Consider the following 18,010-nt stretch of genomic DNA (forward strand, 5'->3'; position numbering starts at 1 on the left):
ACCCATGATACCGGAGGTGCAGAATGACAGGGACCAGTCCTGAGCAGAAGCTTCAAAAACTCAGACGCCGGTACATTAACGGCCTGCCCGATCGAATGGGAGAGCTCAGAGATTCATGGAGCCGGCTCGTGCACGTTAGCTGGAATCCGAAAACGCTGGAATCCATGTATCAAAGCGCCCATAAACTGACTGGCAGCGGTTCTACTTTCCAGTTTCCAGCCATAACCGATACAGCACGAACACTGGAAGAACTGTTACAGGCGCTACTGGAAAAACCCGGTGCCACTGCCGCCGAACGCCAGGAAGTCGACGCTGCCCTGAACGCTCTGGAAAGCGCCATTGACGTGGCTTGCCAGGCTACCCCGGACCAGGACGAAATGCCCGCCGCTGTGCCAACAACCGTCCTGGAGAAACGAAAAAGCTATCGCATTGCTGTGATTGAAGATGACCCGGACCAGGCTGCTCATCTGAAAAACTGGCTGGAACAACAGGGTTATTCTGCCGAAACATTTGAAAACCCGGACACCTTCACCGAGCGCTGCGACGATCAGTCATATCAACTGATCCTGCTGGACATCAGCTTTCCCCAGGGCCCGCTGGAAGGCATCGGCTGGCTGGAGCGCATGAAATCCCGGGCTGGCGCCAACACCCCGGTGATAATGATGTCTGCCAGGAGCGATATGGTCGCCCGGTTACGTGCACTCAGAGCAGGCTCTGATATCTACCTGACCAAACCTATTGATATGGGTGTACTTGAAAAGCGCATTCAGCAGTTGCTGGAAAACTCCACCTCAACACCGCCAAGAGTGCTATGGGTAGATGACGATACCGACCTTCTCGCCTACTACCAGTCGATGCTGACCGGCGAAGGCTATGAAGTAGAAGGGCTGAGCCAGCCCGTACGCATTCTGGAGCGCATCGAAGCATTCCAGCCGGATGCTATAGTGCTGGATCACGATATGCCCGGCTGCCAGGGAATGGAGCTGGCAAAAGTGCTTCGGCAGGATGCCCGGTACATGACCATACCTATTCTTTTTGTATCAGCCGTGCCCGCATGCAGAGAGCTGTTCGAGCAACAAAGTATCGCTGGAAACGATTACTTTCAGAAGCCCCTGAACAAAGAGCTGTTCCTGAGTTCACTGCATCGCCACCTGATGAACGCCAGGCTTATTGCTGCACGTATCAGTCTGGTCAGCCAGCGTAAAGAATCCCGCGGTCTTCAGAACTATGATTACTTTCTGACCGAACTCGTGGACCTGCTGGCCAGACTGGCAAACGAGCAGGAAGACCATGTGCACTACCTGATTCAGGCAGGCATAGACAGGCGTGAGTATCTGCGGGCGCAATATGGAGCCCGAGCGATGGCCAACCTGAACACACGTATGGGAAAACGTTTTGCGGAGCAACTCGCCGTTGAGGACTCAGGTTGTGCCCTTGGCGGCGGCAGATTTCTGTTCCGGATTACAGCTCCTGCTGCCGATGAAGGCAAAGCCGTCCTTGAGCGCTTCCACCACAGACTTAACAACCCCGAATGGACGTTCGAAGATTCCACTACCCCCATCACTCTGAGCCTGGGTGCCTTGACCCTGAGCCCGGCCATGGATGAAGACAAGGCGCTGCTTGAGGTGGAAAAGGCCTGCAGCGAGGCCATGCAGTCCGGTAGTAACAAACTGGTATGGCAACAGGCGACCGAACAGCCGTCCGAATCGAAACGGGACGATCGTATTCAGGAACTGGTAGCAGCACAGTCTTTCAAGCTTCACTACCAACCCATAGTAAACATGGAAACCGACCACACCATTTTTGAAGCTCAAGTGCGGCTGGTGGATGAAGATAAAGCCGTGTATCTACCATGGCAGTTCCTGCCGGGGCTGTCTCAAAACGGGCGGGGCCCGTTTTATGAGCTGGACCACTGGGTCATTCAACATGCTGTTGAAGACCTTGCACATCTGGAAGGCAAAGCGTCCGCCAGCCATGCCATAAGCGTTAAACTGTCTTCACCCATGGTAGATGTGGAGCGCCTGCTCACAACGCTCAGCACGGCGATTCGCAACGCCCGAATCAAGGGCGAGCGCCGTATTTACCTGGCCCTGTCATGTCCGACTGTCTTAAAAGATGTGCCCAGAGCCAGAAAAATCGCAAATCTGATTCAGGAAATGGGCTGTGGTCTGATCATAGAGCACATTGACTCCGCAACGGCCTCTGTGGAGCTCCTGAAAGAACTAAGCCCCGTGGACTTCGTCAAGCTGGAGCCAACACTCGGTGCCAGCGCCCGGCATACTGCGGAGCTGGAAGACCTCCTGCACCAGCTCAAGACTGCCCTCAACTCCAGCCAGAAAATTGTTGTCACCGGTGTAGAAGATGCCAAAGCATTGTCCTGGTTCTGGGAGCATGGTATTCGCAACTTCCAGGGGTACTTCATTCAGGAACCGAAGGGAGCCATGAGTTACGAGCTATGAGTTCAGTATAAAACATGCCCCAGGTACGCTGGTCTTCTACATACGAATACAGCAAACTGCTGCTCTCATCATTGCGAAATACTACAATTGGGTTATGACAACTCCAACCGAGCAGGTAAGGAACCAAGAAGCCTGAAAGATGCAGCTAAGCGACATCGAACTACGTCTACTTGACGTATTTATAGCCGTTGTGGAGAGCCAGGGCATTGCCAATGCCCAGACACTTCTGAACCGAGACGCTTCAACAATCAGCCGACAACTCCGACAGCTGGAGGAGCGGCTGGAGCTTCGTTTATGCGAGCGCGGCAGAAGCGGCTTTCAATTGACTCCTGACGGGGAAAAAGTATTCCGCAGCACACTTGAACTCAAACAAGCTGTACACGCCTTTGAAGACCGGACAGAGAGCCTTAAAGGACACCTGTCAGGCGAGGTTCGGCTCGCGATTATAGACAACCTCATTACCGATCCGAATTGCCCGCTGCGCGCGGTACTCGCTCGCTATGGCGCACGCTCTGACAATAAAACCCACCTGCACATGGAGATCATGTCTCCACCACGAATAGAGCATGCCCTGCTTGATCACCAGGCAGATCTTGGTATAGGCATTTTCCTGACTCACCTGCCAGAACTTCACTACGAACCCATGTACGAAGAAACCGACTGGCTGGTATGTGCTCCCTCAAATCCTCTTGCCGAAGCGGAAACACCAGAGCAGATTCGTAGCAAGCTTCAGTCTTGCGCCAAAGTCGCAAGGAATTTCCTGGGCGCCAAGGGAACCAGGCATCTGGGTGGAGACCCCTCCAACGTCACCGCCTGGGTAGCCAATCTCGAAGCCGAGGCCCTGCTGATTCTGGCGGGAACCCACGTCGGCTTTTTACCCAATCATTACGTTCGAAACTGGATTGAAAGCGGGCAGATGGTTGCCGTACGACCAGACCATTTTCACCGTAAATCTGTCATAGAGGTCGCTTTCCGACGCGGCCGGGAAACCCAGAAGCCCGCAGTCAATGCCTTCCGTGAAGACCTTTTCGCCACACTCGAACTATGTGGCAAGCCTGCATCCCGCGTCAGGTAAACCTGCATAATCAGTCATTCTTCTATGTCGGTATCTGGGCAACACTATCTTCCATAGACCATACCCACATAGGAGAAATATATGAGACTTGCGGGAATCTTTGCTTCTGCATTGTTAATGTCACTATTGAGTCATACAGCCTTCGCTGCAGACACACCTTCTTTTCGCATTGCCTGGACCATTTATGCTGGCAACATGCCTCTTGGTTATGCCGAGGAAACAGGAATACTGGACAAGTGGGGCGACAAATACGGGATTGACGTCTCTGCGGTTCAGCTGAATGACTATATAGAAGCTCAGAACCAGTACACCTCTGGCGAATTCGATGGTGTGATTGCTATCACCCTTGATGCCCTGACTATCCCCGCCGCCAGCGGTGTCGATTCCACGGCAGCGGTAATGCTCACTGCATCCAACGGCAGTGACGGCATAGTGATGAAAGGAAGCGGTAAGAGTATTGAAGATCTTACGGGGGAACGCATTAACCTGGTACAGTTTTCAGGCTCTCACTATCTCCTGGCGCGTGCGCTCGATAAATATGGAATGAGCGAAAGAGATGTCACCGTTGTTAATACCTCTGATGCGGACATTATCGCAGCGTTTCAGTCCCCGGAGACTCAGGCTGTAGTCACCTGGAAACCGCAACTCAGCCAGGTTATCGAGCAAAATCCTGACTCCACTTTACTTTTTGACAGCGCCGACATTCCAGATGAAATAACCGACATTCTTCTGGTTCATACTGAAACACTCAAAGAGCACCCAGAGCTCGGCTACGCTCTGGCAGGGGCATGGTTCGAAGTTGTATCAATGCTGGAGCCGGGCCATCCAAAGCGGGATGAAGTTATTGCACACATGGCCGCAGCAGTCGGAACCGACCGGGCCGGATTCCTGAAGCAAATGAAAACCATCGATTTTTACACCCGTGAAGAAGCTGCCGAACTGGTTACCAGCGATGAATTTTCCTCGATCCTTGGAGAGATCAGCAGCTTTGCCTGGGACAAAGGCCTCCTGGGGCCTTCTGCAACCAGCGCTGATTTCATCGGCATCGAATTTGATGATGGCAGCACCCAGGGCAACGAACAGAACGTGAAACTGCGTTTCCCAACCAGCTACATGTTGGAAGCACAACGATGAAAATTGCTAATCGATGGTTCGAAACCAGGCGCATTGACGATCGCATCACCCTGCTGTGGGAGCCGCATGTTGCACGTGTGGAACAGTGCAACATGTGGCACATAAGAGGCCGCGACGCTGACCTTCTGGTCGACGCGGGCATGGGCATCGGCAGCCTGAAGAAGGCAATGGCCGAGCTGCTGGACAAGCCCGTAATAGCTGTTGCTACCCATACTCATATGGATCACGTTGGCAGCCTGCATGAATTTGACCAGCGTCTGGTTCATCCTCTGGAAGCTGAGCAATTACGCAATCCGGAAGATTACCCTGTACTGTGCAGCTGCCACTGGCCCGCTGGTATGCGCGAAGCAATCGAGAGCCAGGGTTACGAAGTTCCCGATATACTCATCGATGCATACCCGCACGAGGGGTTCGATCCAATGGCTTTTCGCACACAAAAAGCCGAGCCCACCAGACTGATTGATGAAGGCGACGTGCTGGACCTCGGCAATACAGCCTTTGAGGTGCTACATCTGCCAGGACACTCTCCTGGCAGTATAGGCCTGTGGGAAAAGTCCAGTGGTACGCTGTTTTCAGGCGATGCCATATACGATGGTCCGCTGCTGGATGCTATCCCGGGCGCCGACATCGAGGCTTACATTAAGACCATGGAGCGCATACGCGCCTTGCCCGTCAAGGTGGTCCACGGTGGGCACGACCCAAGTTTTGGCCAGGCCCGCCTTCATCAACTCGTTGATCACTACCTGAAAAGTACCAGCAACAAGTAGCAGTCGGTCCCCGCAAAGATGGCTCTATAGCGCCCGATACTCGCCCTGCCGTGCCAACATCCAGCCAGGGTATTCCGCGGGTAGGCGGCTCACATTATCCAGCGCCGCCAACTCATCGGCGGAAAAGCGGATGCGTGCCGCCTGAATGTTATCCAGCAGCTGGTCTTCCCGCCGGGCACCCACAATCACGCTACTTACAGCCTTCTGATGCAGCAACCATGCGATGGCGACCTGGGCAACACTAGCCAGGTCGCCATCGATGTTTTTGCCAGCAGCGATTTCTCGCATAACTGCGATAACCCTGCTGCCACGCTCACGGTTAACGGGAGGAAAGTCGAACTTCGCGCGGCGATTTTCTTCCGAAACACCCGCCCCTTCATACTTGCCGGAAAGATAACCACCCGCCAGCGGGCTCCAGACCATCAGTCCGATATTTTCGGATTCGAGCATGGGGATAACTTCCCGCTCAAGGTCCCGGCCCACAATGGTGTAGTGCGCCTGCAACGACAGAATCGGACATAACCTGCGGGCCTGAGTAATGCCAACAGCTTTCATCACTTGCCATGCAGCCCAGTTCGACAGTCCGATGTAGCGCACATGGTCATGCTGCACCAGGGTGTTCAGCGCCTCAAGGGTCTCATCTATTGGCGTAGCCGGGTCAAAGCCATGAATCTGGTACAGATCGATATAGTCTGTCTGGAGACGCTGCAGACTGGCCTTGCACTCATTCATGATGTGGACGCGAGAAGCGCCGCGGGCATTCGGCCCTGCCCCCATGGGACCAAGAACCTTGGTGGCAATCACAACATCTTCACGGGGGACACCCAGGTTTTTCAATGACTGGCCAACAATGCGCTCACTGGCACCACCACCGTATACATTCGCGGTGTCGATGAAGTTGATACCGGAGTCCAGCGCGATTCGCACCAGATCGTCAGCTTGCTCCTGCTGCAGTTTTCCTATCAGCCCCCACATATCGTCTCCACCGCCAAAAGTCATAGTGCCAAGACATAAGCCGGAGACAAACAGGCCCGACCGGCCAAGGGTGCGAAGGTGCATAGGGGTATCATTAATGGTCTGGGGAATATTTGGAGTTGTCATAAACGATCGTCTCATGAATGTGGAAAAACTGGCGATGCAAAACACTGGATTCATGGTACGGTGAAACAGACAAGGTTCAGCTGACAAAAACTCTCAGGCTCTTGCATGATCCTATCAACCTCAAATACCCCGCCAAGGGACCAGCTCCGCGACCTTGTTGAAAAACAGTGGCTTGCTGATGGCCCTGAGTGTGCGATTGATGGCTTGTGCCTTACCCGGTCACAGGAGCCCAGCGGCACCATCAGGGCGCTGTACCACACTTCTTTCTGTATGGTGTTACAGGGGGCAAAGGTCAGTACGATTGGGGATAAAGCCTTTCAATACGGCCAGGACGAATGCCTGTTTGCATCAGTCAATGTTCCAGTCACCTCACGCATTGTTGAGGCGAGTGCGGACAAGCCCTATCTGGCATTGAGCCTGTCCATTGACCCAGTAATGATCTCCGAGCTGCTGCTGGCACAACCGGAAATGGCATATCGCGGGGGAAAGCAGCCTGCACTTGTCACAGCACCTATGCCACATGAGCTGTATGGCCCGGTTATCCGCTTACTCCATCTTCTCGACCAGCCACATGACCGCCAGGTACTGGAACCGCTGGTGCGCAGGGAAATCTGTTGGCGTTTGTTGCGCTCACCATTGGGGCCGGCATTGCAGCAAACTGGCACCAGCGACAGCGAAACTGCACGCATTGGCCGGGTAACGGCCTGGATGAGAACAAACTATCAACAGAACATCAGGGTGGCAGAGCTCGCAGCAATGGCAAACATGAGCCCGGCCTCTTTTCACCGGCACTTCAAAACCATTACCCAGGTGACACCCGTACAATTTCAGAAACAGGTGCGCCTGCAGGAAGCCCGCAGGCTACTGCTGGGGGAACAGGAAGTCGCCAGTGTCGGCTACAAAGTGGGCTATGAAAGCCCATCTCAGTTCAGTCGTGACTATCGAAAACTTTTTGGTGCTCCACCAGGAAAGGACAAAGCCATAAGGCGATCAAGCGTAGCGATTGAAACCTGGAGATGAGACATTCTCAAACCGGAGTTCTCGACGCTGTCATGTAACCATAACAATCCATAGTTAATCTCCTGTAAATGATGAATTCATGACGCAGGAATACAAACATGAAGAAGTTGGTAACACTGACATGCGCAGCCCTTATGACGCCTGTGCTCGCGCAGGGCGCATTCAAACTGGACTCCCGATACGCGGATCAGGACGGCGATCTGATTGCAGACATTCCTGCCAGGTCGGAACAGGTCGACCCTTCCACGCTGATTTTTGCTTACACACCGGTGGAAGACCCGTCAGTTTACGCTGAAGCCTGGTCTGATTTTCTCGATTACCTGTCTGCAGAAACCGGCAAAAAAATCCAGTTCTTCCCGGTTCAGTCCAACGCTGCGCAAATCGAAGCCATGCGTGCCGGTCGCCTCCATATTGCGGGTTTCAATACCGGTTCGAACCCGATAGCCGTAGCATGTGGCGGTTTCCGCCCGTTCACTATTATGGCGTCCGCGGATGGTTCCTTCGGCTACGAGATGGAAATCATTACCCATCCAGACTCAGGCATTACCAATGTAGAAGGGCTGAAAGGTCGCGAACTGGCCTTTACTTCTGAAACCTCGAATTCGGGCTTCAAAGCACCCTCGGCCATACTGAAAGCGGATTACGACCTTGTGCCCGACAGGGATTTTACTCCGGTATTTTCCGGCAAACACGATAACTCCATCCTCGGCGTTGCCAACAAGGATTATGACGCCGCCGCGGTTGCCAACTCTGTTATGTCCCGGATGCTGAACCGGGACGTTATCAGTGAAGACCAAATTGTATCTCTGTACAAATCCCAGACCTTCCCCACTACCGGATACGGCGTCGCACACAACCTGACGCCGGAACTGCAGGAAAAGATCCAGCAGGCGTTTTTCTCCTTTGACTGGGAAGGCACATCCCTGGAGGAGGAGTTCTCCAAGTCTGGTGAGGCTCAGTTCATCCCGATTACATTCCAGGAGCACTGGGAAGTCATTCGCAAGATCGATGATGCCAACGGCGTGGTTTACAACTGCCGTTAAAGGCTCAGAGCGCACCCCTTCGTCAGCGGGCTGGCCATGTCGCAAGATGTGGCCGCCCCGCTGTCTTTTTTTATCAGCGATGGCAGCAAACTGTGCTTGAACTCAAAGCCTTGTCAAAAACCTATAAAACCGGAGACCGGGCACTGAGTGATATCAGCTTTTCAGTGCCTGCAGGTCAGGTTGTAGGCCTGATTGGTCCCTCTGGCGCAGGCAAATCCAGCCTGATCCGGTGCATCAACCGCCTGGTTGAACCCAGTTCCGGCAGCGTCTGTCTCGGTGAAACAGAACTGACCACTCTTAATGGCCGGGCTTTACGTCAGGCCCGTCGGCGTATCGGTATGATTTTCCAGGAATATGCCCTGGTTGAACGCCTTACAGTGATGGAGAACGTGTTATCGGGCCGGCTCGGCTATGTCTCCGGCTGGAGGTCTTTCCTGCGCCGGTACCCGCAGACAGACATTGATCAGGCCTTCGGCTTGCTGGACCGGGTGGGGCTCAGCGAGCACTACAACAAACGTGCAGATGAACTCTCCGGCGGACAACGGCAGCGTGTGGGTATTGCCAGGGCTCTGGAGCAGAATCCGGAACTGTTGCTGGCAGACGAGCCCACCGCTTCGCTGGATCCGAAAACCTCCCGCCAGATCATGCGGCTGATCCAGAGCGTTTGCAGGGAAATGAACCTGCCGGCCATCATCAATATCCACGATGTGGTACTGGCACAAAACTTTGCTGACCGGATCATCGGGTTACAGGCCGGCCAGGTGGTATTTGACGGCCTGCCCTCAGCTTTGTCCCACGATGCACTGACCCGCATCTACGGCGCCGAAGATTGGGACCAGGTGCAACAGAACAATGAGTCACAGAATGACGAAGTTCAGCTCAGCAACACCAGAGTGCCGGAACGATCATGAGCGGTGAAGTCACGTCTTCCCGAACCTGGAAGCGCCCCCCGGTATTGCTGAAAAACCCGGCCTGGCGCTGGACCATTCTGTCCGGCACCGCCATCTATCTGTTTCTGGCGATCAGTTCAGTGGAGGTCGACTGGTTTCGGGTTTATGAAGGCCTTGAGCGCGGCTGGCGATTCATCCAGGGGTTTCTGACTCCGGATTTCAGCTCTCGCTGGCGGGACATACAGACCGGTCTGATTGAGAGCCTGACCATGACGCTTACCTCCACCGTGGCAGGCGTACTGATCTCTGTGCCGATCGGCATTGGTGCAGCTCGCAATCTGGCTCCGGCGCCTGTCTATATGATTTGCAGGAGCATCATTACAGTTTCGCGCTCATTTCAGGAAATCATTATCGCGATCCTGCTGGTCGCCATGTTCGGGTTCGGGCCATTTGCCGGGTTTCTTACACTGACATTTGCCTCCATCGGGTTCCTTTCCAAGCTGCTGGCGGAAGAAATTGAAGATTGCGACAGCGCCCAGATTGAAGCCATTCGCGCTACCGGCGCAGGTTGGTGGCAGGTAATCAACTATGCTATCCAGCCCCAGGTGATGCCGCGGCTGATCGGGCTTTCCCTGTATCGGTTAGACATCAACTTCCGGGAATCTTCTGTCATCGGCATTGTAGGTGCCGGCGGAGTGGGAGCTACCCTGAATACGGCCATTGATCGCTACGAGTACGATTCGGCAGGAGCCATTCTGATCATCATCATCGCTATTGTATTGGTAGTGGAATACTCATCATCCTACATCCGACGGTGGGTACAATGATGCCCGGAGCAGACGCACAGACCTGGAGATTCCGCAGCCCGAAACAGCACCTGATGCGCTGGACTGGCTGGTTCTGGCTGATAGCGCTAACGGTGTTCTGCTGGAACCTGATGACCGAAAACACCATATGGGCTTTCGTAGCGGACGCACCGCGTCAGGCATCAGATATCGGCGGCCGCATGCTTCCCCCACGCTGGGGCTACCTCAGTGATCTCTGGCAACCGCTATGGGACACACTGAACATAGCAACCCTTGGAACACTGATCGGCGTGATCATTGCGATACCCGTAGCCTTCCTGGCCGCAGGTAATACAACGCCAAGCCGTCACTTCGTGCGCCCCCTGGCCTTGCTGATCATCGTGACCTCACGCTCAATCAACTCCCTTATCTGGGCCCTGCTACTGGTAGCCATTATCGGTCCCGGCCTTCTGGCCGGCATTATTGCTATCGCCCTCCGCTCTGTAGGCTTCGTTGCCAAGCTGTTGTACGAGGCCATTGAGGAGATTGACGAGAATCAGGTGGAAGCCATACGGGCAACGGGGGCCTCAGGTATACAGGTGATCGACTACGGGATTGTCCCGCAGATCCTGCCAGCGTTTTGCGGCATTTCGGTCTTTCGCTGGGACATCAACATTCGCGAGTCTACTATTCTCGGTCTGGTAGGCGCAGGAGGCCTGGGCCTGCAACTCCAGTCATCCCTGAGTACATTGGCATGGAATCAGGTAACCGTGATATTCCTTGTTATTCTGGCCACAGTGATCGCTTCAGAGTGGGTGTCTGCTAAAGTCCGGCAGGCCGTACTCTGATGGCATATCCAAAGCCATATATGAAATCACCTTCAACACTTTGGGCATTTGATGCCTATCAGCGTATTCGTCCGCGGCTTCCGGAACCTGTTTCAACCTCTATTACACCCGAACTGGTGCCATCGCTGGCGGCCATTGCAGATCGCTTTGATGGTTTTATCTTCGATGCCTTCGGTGTGCTCAACGCTGGCGATATGGCTCTACCTACGGCGGTTGCCCGCTTTCATGACTTGCAGGCAATGGGCAAGCACTGCCTGGTATTGTCCAACGCTGCTACCGCGCCACAGCAGCAGTTGGTGCAGAAATACCGTAACCTCGGTTTTCCCCTCACACAGGATCAGCTGATCTCCAGTCGCATGCTGGTAACCGATGCCCTGGCATCCGCACCTGAACAAACATGGGCCGTTATGGCGCCTGCATCGGCGCACGCCGACCAACTGCCCTGTCGTAGCTTTGTCATTACCAGCCAGATTGTGCAAACCAGCCGCGAGAAACTCGATAGCGCCGATGCCATATTGATGTTGAGCGCTCAGGACTGGACCGAGGAACTACAGCACGGCCTGATCGACAGCCTGCGCCGCCGACCACGACAGGTCTGGGTGGCAAACCCCGATCTGGTGGCACCCCGTGAGAACGGCCTCTCTCTGGAACCGGGGCACTATGCTCACCACCTTACAGACGCCACAGGCCTGGACACGGTGTTTTTCGGCAAGCCCTTCAGCAATGCGTTCGATGCAGCTAAAAGCAGACTGGCTCACATACCTGCTTCCAGATTACTGATGGTGGGAGATACCCTGCACACGGACATTCTCGGCGGGCGCTGCGCAGGTATCAGCACAATGCTGGTGACAGCCCACGGAGCGCTCAAAGGCATGGATGTGAATGCCTGCATTGCGACATCAGGCATAGTTCCGGATTTTATCGCCCCGGAAATCTGAAAAGCCGTGAGGATGCCCGTACCCTCTAGAACTCCAGACAAATCTTGCCAAAGTGTGTGCCAGACTCTTCATAGCGGAAAGCATCAGCAATTTCGTCCAGCGAGAATGAGCGGTCAATTACAGGACGCATGTCGTTGGCCTCAATGGCGCGAATCATTTCCTGCTGCTGCGCCCTGCTGCCAACGATCAGGCCTTGCAGACGCGCCTGTCTGGCCAACAGTTTAAGGGTGGGAACATCGCCAGCGACACCAGTAAGAATGCCAATCAGTGAGATATGGCCACCGATACGCACGGCGTCAATGGATTCCGGCAAGGTACCTGGGCCACCCACCTCGATAACGTGATCAGCTCCCTGACCACCAGTCAGCTCCAGCACACGCTGACCCCAGGCCGGTGTCGTTTTGTAGTTGATGGTGTCATCGGCACCCAAGGCCTTCAGACGTTCGAGTTTTGCATCGGACGATGAAGTAGCAATCACCCGGGCTCCCATCATCTTTGCAAACTGTACGGCGAAAATGGAAACGCCTCCGGTACCCAGAGTAAGAACCGTATCGCCGGCTTTCAGATTACCGTTTACCACCAGCGCCCTCCACGCGGTAAGCCCGGCCGTTGTAAGCGTGGCAGCTTCTGCATGGCTATAACCCTTTGGGGCATGGGTAAAACCCTGGGCCGGGCCGACCACCCGTTCCCGGGCATAGCCGTCGACGCCATCGCCAGGGGTGGTACTGAAATTATCGATCGGTGCTGGCCCGTCGAGCCAGTGGGGGAAGAAAGTTGAGACTACATGATCACCTACAGCAAACTCGCTCACGCCTTCTCCGACAGCTTCAACTACGCCGGCACCATCCGCCATGGGAATGCGGTTATCTGCGGTTGGCAGGGCTCCGACAACCACGGCGTAGTCGTGATAGTTCAGTGAATTGGCGTGGATCCGCACCAGGATCTCGTCTGGACCTGGTGCGCCAGGGTCTTTGCCCTCGGTTACTGTAAGCTGGTCCAGTCCGAATGGGTGGGATACTGTTGCGAGCTTCATTTGGCGGCCTCTATTGCTGATTGGATACGCAAGAGTCTGGGCATAGCGCGACCCTCTGGATAAGTATCCGTGCAATTCTAGTCAGCCGGCTCCGTCGGACAATGGTACTTGAGTACCGTTATCGGGGTGAGTCCTCTACCTTTACAGCTTTTGCTGTAATTTCCACATAAATGGTCATAACGTTGTTTGCAACAAGGTCATCGATTGTTTCCATTAACAATGGCAGCTCCACCACAGCAGCCGCCTCTTCAGACTGCCCACACCTGCAATCAAAGCCCCAATATTTAGTATCTGAGGGCAGAGGTTTCTTGCGTTCTTTTTTGAGGAACTTTCTGATCTCGTGCTTTACCGAGTCAACGACACGCGGCACTTTGATTTTCGGGTGGTCTAAGTTGAAGGTCTTCTTCATCGGGATCCTGCCAGGCTGGGAAAGGTCTATTGGCGCGCAGTGTACCACGTCGCCGGGAGGTCAGGCCTTGCAAGTCGCGTCAAAGGCAAAGGTTGAGTACCATGGCAGGTATTCCCCTAATTCACCCTAAGGCTGGCCAGATTCGAATGTCAGAAGATCCACTCAAAGTCCTGTCCGACATGGCCAGCGACGCCCACGCCCGCATTCAGACAGCACACCAGCACATTAACCCGGTGGTAGAAGTACGCCGGGGTATGCGTGATGCCGGCATTCCCGCTGACGTGATGACCATCGACTGTTTACGCACCCGCAGACGCATCACACTTATTCTGCACGACAACCAACCGGGGCTGCTGCTCTATCAGTTTGTGACCATTGAGAATGAAGTCGGAAACGACTTTAAACAAATGGCAATTTCTGATTTAAATACAGACACCTTGTTTTGCTGGATGCAGGATTATTTTGGCTGAGAATTTGAGGAAGCCGCAAAGCCTCCACCTCAATCCGCCCCAATCTCCCGCAATGCCTGCACCAGAACATCGGGCTCCTGAGCTCCGGCGATAAGGTACTTGTTGTTGATTATGTAAGCAGGTACAGCCGTAACACCTGCTTTCTGATAATTAGCCTCATCCTCACGCACCGCACGGGCATATTGATCTGAATCCAGCACTTCCCGGGCTTTCTCTGAGCTCAGTCCCACGGCCTCAACACACTCCAGAAGCGTATCCTGGCTGGAAACATTGTTTCCTTTGCCAAAATAGGCGCCGAACAGAGCTTGCTTCAGTTCGGTTTGCCGACCTTGTTCGCCAGCCCACTTGACCAGCCTGTGAGCATCGAAGGTATTACAGGTTAATCGCTCCTGCAGCTTCTCAAAGTTAATACCGAGACCCTGCGCGATCGCCATCATCTGATTCTGGGTCGCACGCGCCTCTTCCTCGCTCTTCCCATACTTTCGAGCCAAAGCAGGCAAAATAGGCTCACCCTCACCACTGTGCTCCGGATTCAGTTCGAACGCATGCCATTCAACAGTAAATTCATACTCTGAAGCCAGTTGCGCCATCGCCAGTTCCAGACGCGCGTAACCGATGGCACACCATGGGCAAGCGATGTCGGAAACGATGTCAATCTGTATCTTTTTCATAGTAATTCCTATTTAAACAGCTATATAAATCCAGATAAAACAAGGGCCAGTAACTACCTCCCAGTCAGCGCGGCCAGGCTGCCCAAACTATCTTCGCGACCAGCTTGAATTCTGCACAAAAACAACCAACACTCATAACACACCCTTTGGCCACAGAGAGCAGCACTTTGATGCCCCCCCTGGACAATGAGTCCGAACGGAAAAGAAGGCCCCTCCCAGGCCCGCAAGCTGCGCCCAGAGGTGAATCAACACACGCCCGCATCCACCGGTTAACACAGATATACCGGACGCTCAGCGAGCACAATCACGCCATTATTCGTATAAGTGATGAAAAAGAACTGTTCCCTATAGTCTGCAAGATCGCCGTCGAATTCGGTGGAGTCAGCATGGCCTGGGTCGGGATTGCCGACCCGGAATCAGAGCAGATTGTCCCAATAGCAAGTTATGGCGCAAATACAGACTACCTGATGTCTCTCCGGATCTCGACGCGGAAGGGCCAGGCAAGCGCGCTGATGCCAACAACAGTGGCCTATAGCAACAACCATTCAGTAGTCATCAATGATTGGGCCGACAACCCAGCGGCGACTCACCAGGAGAATGGCACAAGACACGTTCACTGGGGAAGCTGCGGCAGCTTTCCCATCCCGCGTAAAGAGCTACCTTTTGCAGTTTTGTCGGTCTATCACGAGGAAGAGAATTTCTTCGACGTGGATACGATCAACCTTCTCGATGAAATGGCCTACGACCTTACCTTCGCACTCGACATCTTCGACCGGGATCAGGAACGCCGCAGCGCACTGGCATCTCTGGAAGCTAACGAACAACGGTTCCGGGCCTACTTTGAAGGTTCCATGTTCGGCATGGCTGCCATCCTCCCGGACAACACCTGGCTAGAGGTTAACCAGGCATTGTGCGACATGTTTGGTTACACCCCCGATGAACTTAAAAAGCAGACCTGGTTCGAACTAACCCACCCCGAAGACAGGGAAACCAGCCAGACCTTTTTACGGCAGTTAATTGATGGGTCAGTTAACGACTTCATGATTGAAAAGCGGTATATCCGGAAATCCGGGGATGTTGTCGACGGGCTCCTGGCCGCCCGTGCCGTTCGCAACGAAGATGGTAACCTGGCATATATCGTCGTGCTGGTTGAGAACATCACACGCCGAAAGATGGAAGAACGACGGGAACATATGCGGCAACTGGTTCTTGAGACGGTCGCCAGGGGCAGCTCTCTGGATGAAATCATGCTGCAGGTTATCGAATCCGCTGAAACAATTTATCCTCGGTCCATGTGCTCCGTTTTACTCATGAATAACGAAGGCACACACCTCCAGAATGGCGCCGGGCCGAGCCTGCCAGGATTTTATACCGAGGTTACCTGCCACCTGAAGATCGGCCCCGGGGTTGGTTCATGCGGAACCGCCGCCTACACAGGCAAGCGCACCATTGTCGCAGATATCGCCTCTCACCCCTACTGGGAAAACACCAGAAGCATTGCGGCCAGGGCCGGCCTTGCGGCTTGCTGGTCTGAACCTATTCTCTCCAAATCAGGCAAGGTTCTGGGTACCTTTGCCATCTATCGCCGGGAACCGGGCCAGCCGGATGATCACGAAATTGCATTGATAGAAAGCGCCAGTAACTTGATGGGTATCGCTATCGAGAGAGTCCGTGCCCAGGAAGAACTCCTCCTCGCCGCTTCCATCTATCGCAACAGTTCCGAAGCCGTGATGGTGACAGATACCGAAAACAAAATAATTGCCATTAACCCCGCCTTTGAAAAAATAACCGGTTACACCCTTGAAGAAATCAAGGGCAAAGACCCGGTCCTTCTTCACTCTGGCCGCCACGATCCCAATTTCTTCAAGGTTATGTGGCAAGAAATAAAGGAGCATGGGTTCTGGCAAGGTGAGGTCTGGAATCGTCGCAAGGATGGAGAAACCTTTCCTGAATGGCTCACCATCAATGCCATTTACACCAACAGCGGTGACGTACAGTGTTACGTGTCTATGGGTTCGGATATCACCAACAAAATCCGTTCCGACGAAGTCATCTGGCGCCAGGCAAACTACGATTTCCTGACCAACCTTCCAAACAGGTACATGTTCCAGGACCGCCTCGAACAGGAAATCCGCAATTCCCATCGCGAGGGTTCCATGCTGGCGCTGCTGTTTATCGACCTGGACCACTTCAAGGATGTGAACGACACTCTGGGGCACCCGGTGGGCGACCAGTTACTGATCAAAACAGCAGATCGAATCAACCGTTGCGTAAGAGGTGCCGATACCGTGGCCCGGATGGGCGGTGACGAGTTCACCGTTATTCTGCGTGATCTGAGCCAGACCATAGACGCCGAAAAGGTTGCAGAGCAGATCATCAGTGAGCTGGCCGTCCCCTACGCCATCAATGGAGAAACCATCTATGCACCTGCCAGCATCGGCATCACCTTCTGCCCTGACGATGCATCAGATGTCGACCAACTGATCAGCAACGCCGACCAGGCCATGTATGCCTCTAAAACTTCCGGGCGAAACCGCATAAGCTATTTTACCCGCGCTCTTCAGGAATCCGCCCAGAAACGCCTGTCTCTGATATCCGATATGCGCGTGGCCGTCGAAAATAACGAGTTCGAACTGTATTTCCAGCCGATTATTAATCTGGAAACCGGAGGCGTCGTCAAAGCGGAAGCACTGATACGCTGGAATCATCCAAGGCACGGCATCATCAGCCCGGTTGAGTTTATTCCCCTGGCGGAAGAAACCGGGCTGATCGTCGAAATCGGCGACTGGGTATTCAGGGAGGCTGTCACAAAAGCCAAAGACTGGAGCAAGCTGGTAGATCAGGAGCCACAGGTGTCTGTCAACGTGTCGCCGGTGCAGTTCCAGAGTGACGCTCTGAATATCGCCGACTGGCTGACATACCTGCAGACTATAGGGCTAGGTGATAAACACCTGAGCATCGAAATTACCGAGGGCCTGCTGCTTAACGCAAGCAAGGATGTGACAGACAAGCTTCTCAGGTTTCGTGATGCCGGAATTCAGGTAGCAATTGACGATTTCGGTGTCGGCTACTCCGCCCTGTCCTACCTCAGGCGATTCGATATTGACTACCTCAAGATTGATCAGTCCTTCATCAGAAACCTCGAAACTGAACAGAACGATCTGGTGCTTTCCGAAGCCATAGTGATCATGGCTCACAAACTCGGCCTGAAAGTCACTGCTGAAGGTGTTGAAACAGAAGAACAGCGCCAACTGTTACTGAGCATTGGCTGCGACCATGGCCAGGGCTACCTTTTCTCCCGACCGCTCCCCGCTGCCGAGTTCGAAGAGTTCCTGATAAAGACCATGAAGCCACTCTGAGTTCTCAG

At 54.0% G+C, this 18,010-nt stretch carries 16 protein-coding genes; 12 read left to right on the plus strand and 4 right to left on the minus strand.

Features of this window, described 5'->3' with window-relative positions:
* The first annotated feature begins 23 nt into the window (after positions 1-23).
* The 4 genes from DS878_RS10225 to DS878_RS10240 all read left to right on the plus strand — a co-directional run bounded on the left by DS878_RS10225 (position 24) and on the right by DS878_RS10240 (position 5,435).
* Positions 24-2,459 carry a response regulator gene (locus tag DS878_RS10225; RefSeq protein WP_113815864.1) on the plus strand — a complete coding sequence of 812 codons (2,436 nt, stop codon included), beginning with the start codon at positions 24-26 and terminating at the stop codon, positions 2,457-2,459.
* Between the two features lie 139 nt (positions 2,460-2,598).
* Positions 2,599-3,534, plus strand: a complete 936-nt coding sequence (locus DS878_RS10230) for a LysR family transcriptional regulator (RefSeq protein ID WP_113815865.1) — start codon at positions 2,599-2,601, stop codon at positions 3,532-3,534.
* Positions 3,535-3,615: 81 nt separating this feature from the next.
* Positions 3,616-4,668, plus strand: a complete 1,053-nt coding sequence (locus DS878_RS10235; protein WP_113815866.1) for a putative urea ABC transporter substrate-binding protein — start codon at positions 3,616-3,618, stop codon at positions 4,666-4,668.
* Positions 4,665-5,435 carry an MBL fold metallo-hydrolase gene (locus DS878_RS10240; protein ID WP_113815867.1) on the plus strand — a complete coding sequence of 257 codons (771 nt, stop codon included), beginning with the start codon at positions 4,665-4,667 and terminating at the stop codon, positions 5,433-5,435. The genes DS878_RS10235 and DS878_RS10240 overlap by 4 nt, the downstream gene beginning before the upstream one ends.
* A gap of 24 nt (positions 5,436-5,459) precedes the next feature.
* Here DS878_RS10240 and DS878_RS10245 read toward each other — a convergent pair whose 3' ends face one another.
* Positions 5,460-6,536, minus strand: a complete 1,077-nt coding sequence (locus DS878_RS10245) for an aldo/keto reductase (protein ID WP_113815868.1) — start codon at positions 6,534-6,536, stop codon at positions 5,460-5,462.
* A gap of 105 nt (positions 6,537-6,641) precedes the next feature.
* Here DS878_RS10245 and DS878_RS10250 point away from each other — a divergent pair, with 105 nt between their 5' ends.
* The 6 genes from DS878_RS10250 (at position 6,642) to DS878_RS10275 (ending at position 12,060) form a co-directional block, all read left to right on the plus strand.
* On the plus strand, positions 6,642-7,556 hold the full coding sequence (locus tag DS878_RS10250) for an AraC family transcriptional regulator (protein ID WP_113815869.1): 915 nt from the start codon (positions 6,642-6,644) through the stop codon (positions 7,554-7,556).
* A gap of 98 nt (positions 7,557-7,654) precedes the next feature.
* Complete coding sequence (gene phnD / locus DS878_RS10255; protein ID WP_113815870.1) at positions 7,655-8,599, plus strand: phosphate/phosphite/phosphonate ABC transporter substrate-binding protein; 945 nt, start codon at positions 7,655-7,657, stop codon at positions 8,597-8,599.
* A gap of 92 nt (positions 8,600-8,691) precedes the next feature.
* The gene (gene phnC / locus DS878_RS10260; RefSeq protein ID WP_113815871.1) at positions 8,692-9,510 is read left to right on the plus strand and encodes a phosphonate ABC transporter ATP-binding protein; all 819 of its coding nucleotides are present in this window, start codon (positions 8,692-8,694) and stop codon (positions 9,508-9,510) included.
* The gene (gene phnE, locus DS878_RS10265; protein WP_113815872.1) at positions 9,507-10,316 is read left to right on the plus strand and encodes a phosphonate ABC transporter, permease protein PhnE; all 810 of its coding nucleotides are present in this window, start codon (positions 9,507-9,509) and stop codon (positions 10,314-10,316) included. Before phnC ends, phnE (DS878_RS10265) begins: the two co-directional genes overlap by 4 nt.
* Entirely contained in the window at positions 10,313-11,122 is an 810-nt protein-coding gene (gene phnE / locus DS878_RS10270; protein ID WP_222837454.1) for a phosphonate ABC transporter, permease protein PhnE, read from the plus strand. The genes phnE (DS878_RS10265) and phnE (DS878_RS10270) overlap by 4 nt, the downstream gene beginning before the upstream one ends.
* Positions 11,123-11,142: 20 nt before the next feature.
* Positions 11,143-12,060 (plus strand): HAD-IIA family hydrolase, encoded by a 918-nt coding sequence (locus tag DS878_RS10275; protein ID WP_261977751.1) that lies wholly within the window; start codon positions 11,143-11,145, stop codon positions 12,058-12,060.
* Positions 12,061-12,085: 25 nt separating this feature from the next.
* Here the strand turns inward: DS878_RS10275 and DS878_RS10280 are convergent, their stop codons facing one another.
* Positions 12,086-13,093, minus strand: coding sequence for a zinc-dependent alcohol dehydrogenase family protein (locus tag DS878_RS10280; protein ID WP_113815874.1), 1,008 nt, complete (start codon positions 13,091-13,093; stop codon positions 12,086-12,088).
* Positions 13,094-13,211: 118 nt separating this feature from the next.
* Positions 13,212-13,502, minus strand: a complete 291-nt coding sequence (locus DS878_RS10285; protein WP_113815875.1) for a DUF6172 family protein — start codon at positions 13,500-13,502, stop codon at positions 13,212-13,214.
* 101 nt (positions 13,503-13,603) lie between these two features.
* Here DS878_RS10285 and DS878_RS10290 point away from each other — a divergent pair, with 101 nt between their 5' ends.
* A complete protein-coding gene (locus tag DS878_RS10290) occupies positions 13,604-13,972 on the plus strand; it encodes a hypothetical protein (protein ID WP_261977752.1) in 369 nt (122 codons plus the stop codon).
* 29 nt (positions 13,973-14,001) lie between these two features.
* Here the strand turns inward: DS878_RS10290 and DS878_RS10295 are convergent, their stop codons facing one another.
* A complete protein-coding gene (locus DS878_RS10295) occupies positions 14,002-14,643 on the minus strand; it encodes a DsbA family oxidoreductase (RefSeq protein ID WP_113815876.1) in 642 nt (213 codons plus the stop codon).
* Between the two features lie 170 nt (positions 14,644-14,813).
* Here DS878_RS10295 and DS878_RS10300 point away from each other — a divergent pair, with 170 nt between their 5' ends.
* Entirely contained in the window at positions 14,814-18,002 is a 3,189-nt protein-coding gene (locus DS878_RS10300; protein WP_113815877.1) for an EAL domain-containing protein, read from the plus strand.
* Positions 18,003-18,010: the final 8 nt, after the last annotated feature.

Origin of the sequence: Marinobacter sp. F3R11 (assembly GCF_003318275.1) — a bacterium.
Taxonomy (GTDB): Bacteria; Pseudomonadota; Gammaproteobacteria; order Pseudomonadales; family Oleiphilaceae; genus Marinobacter.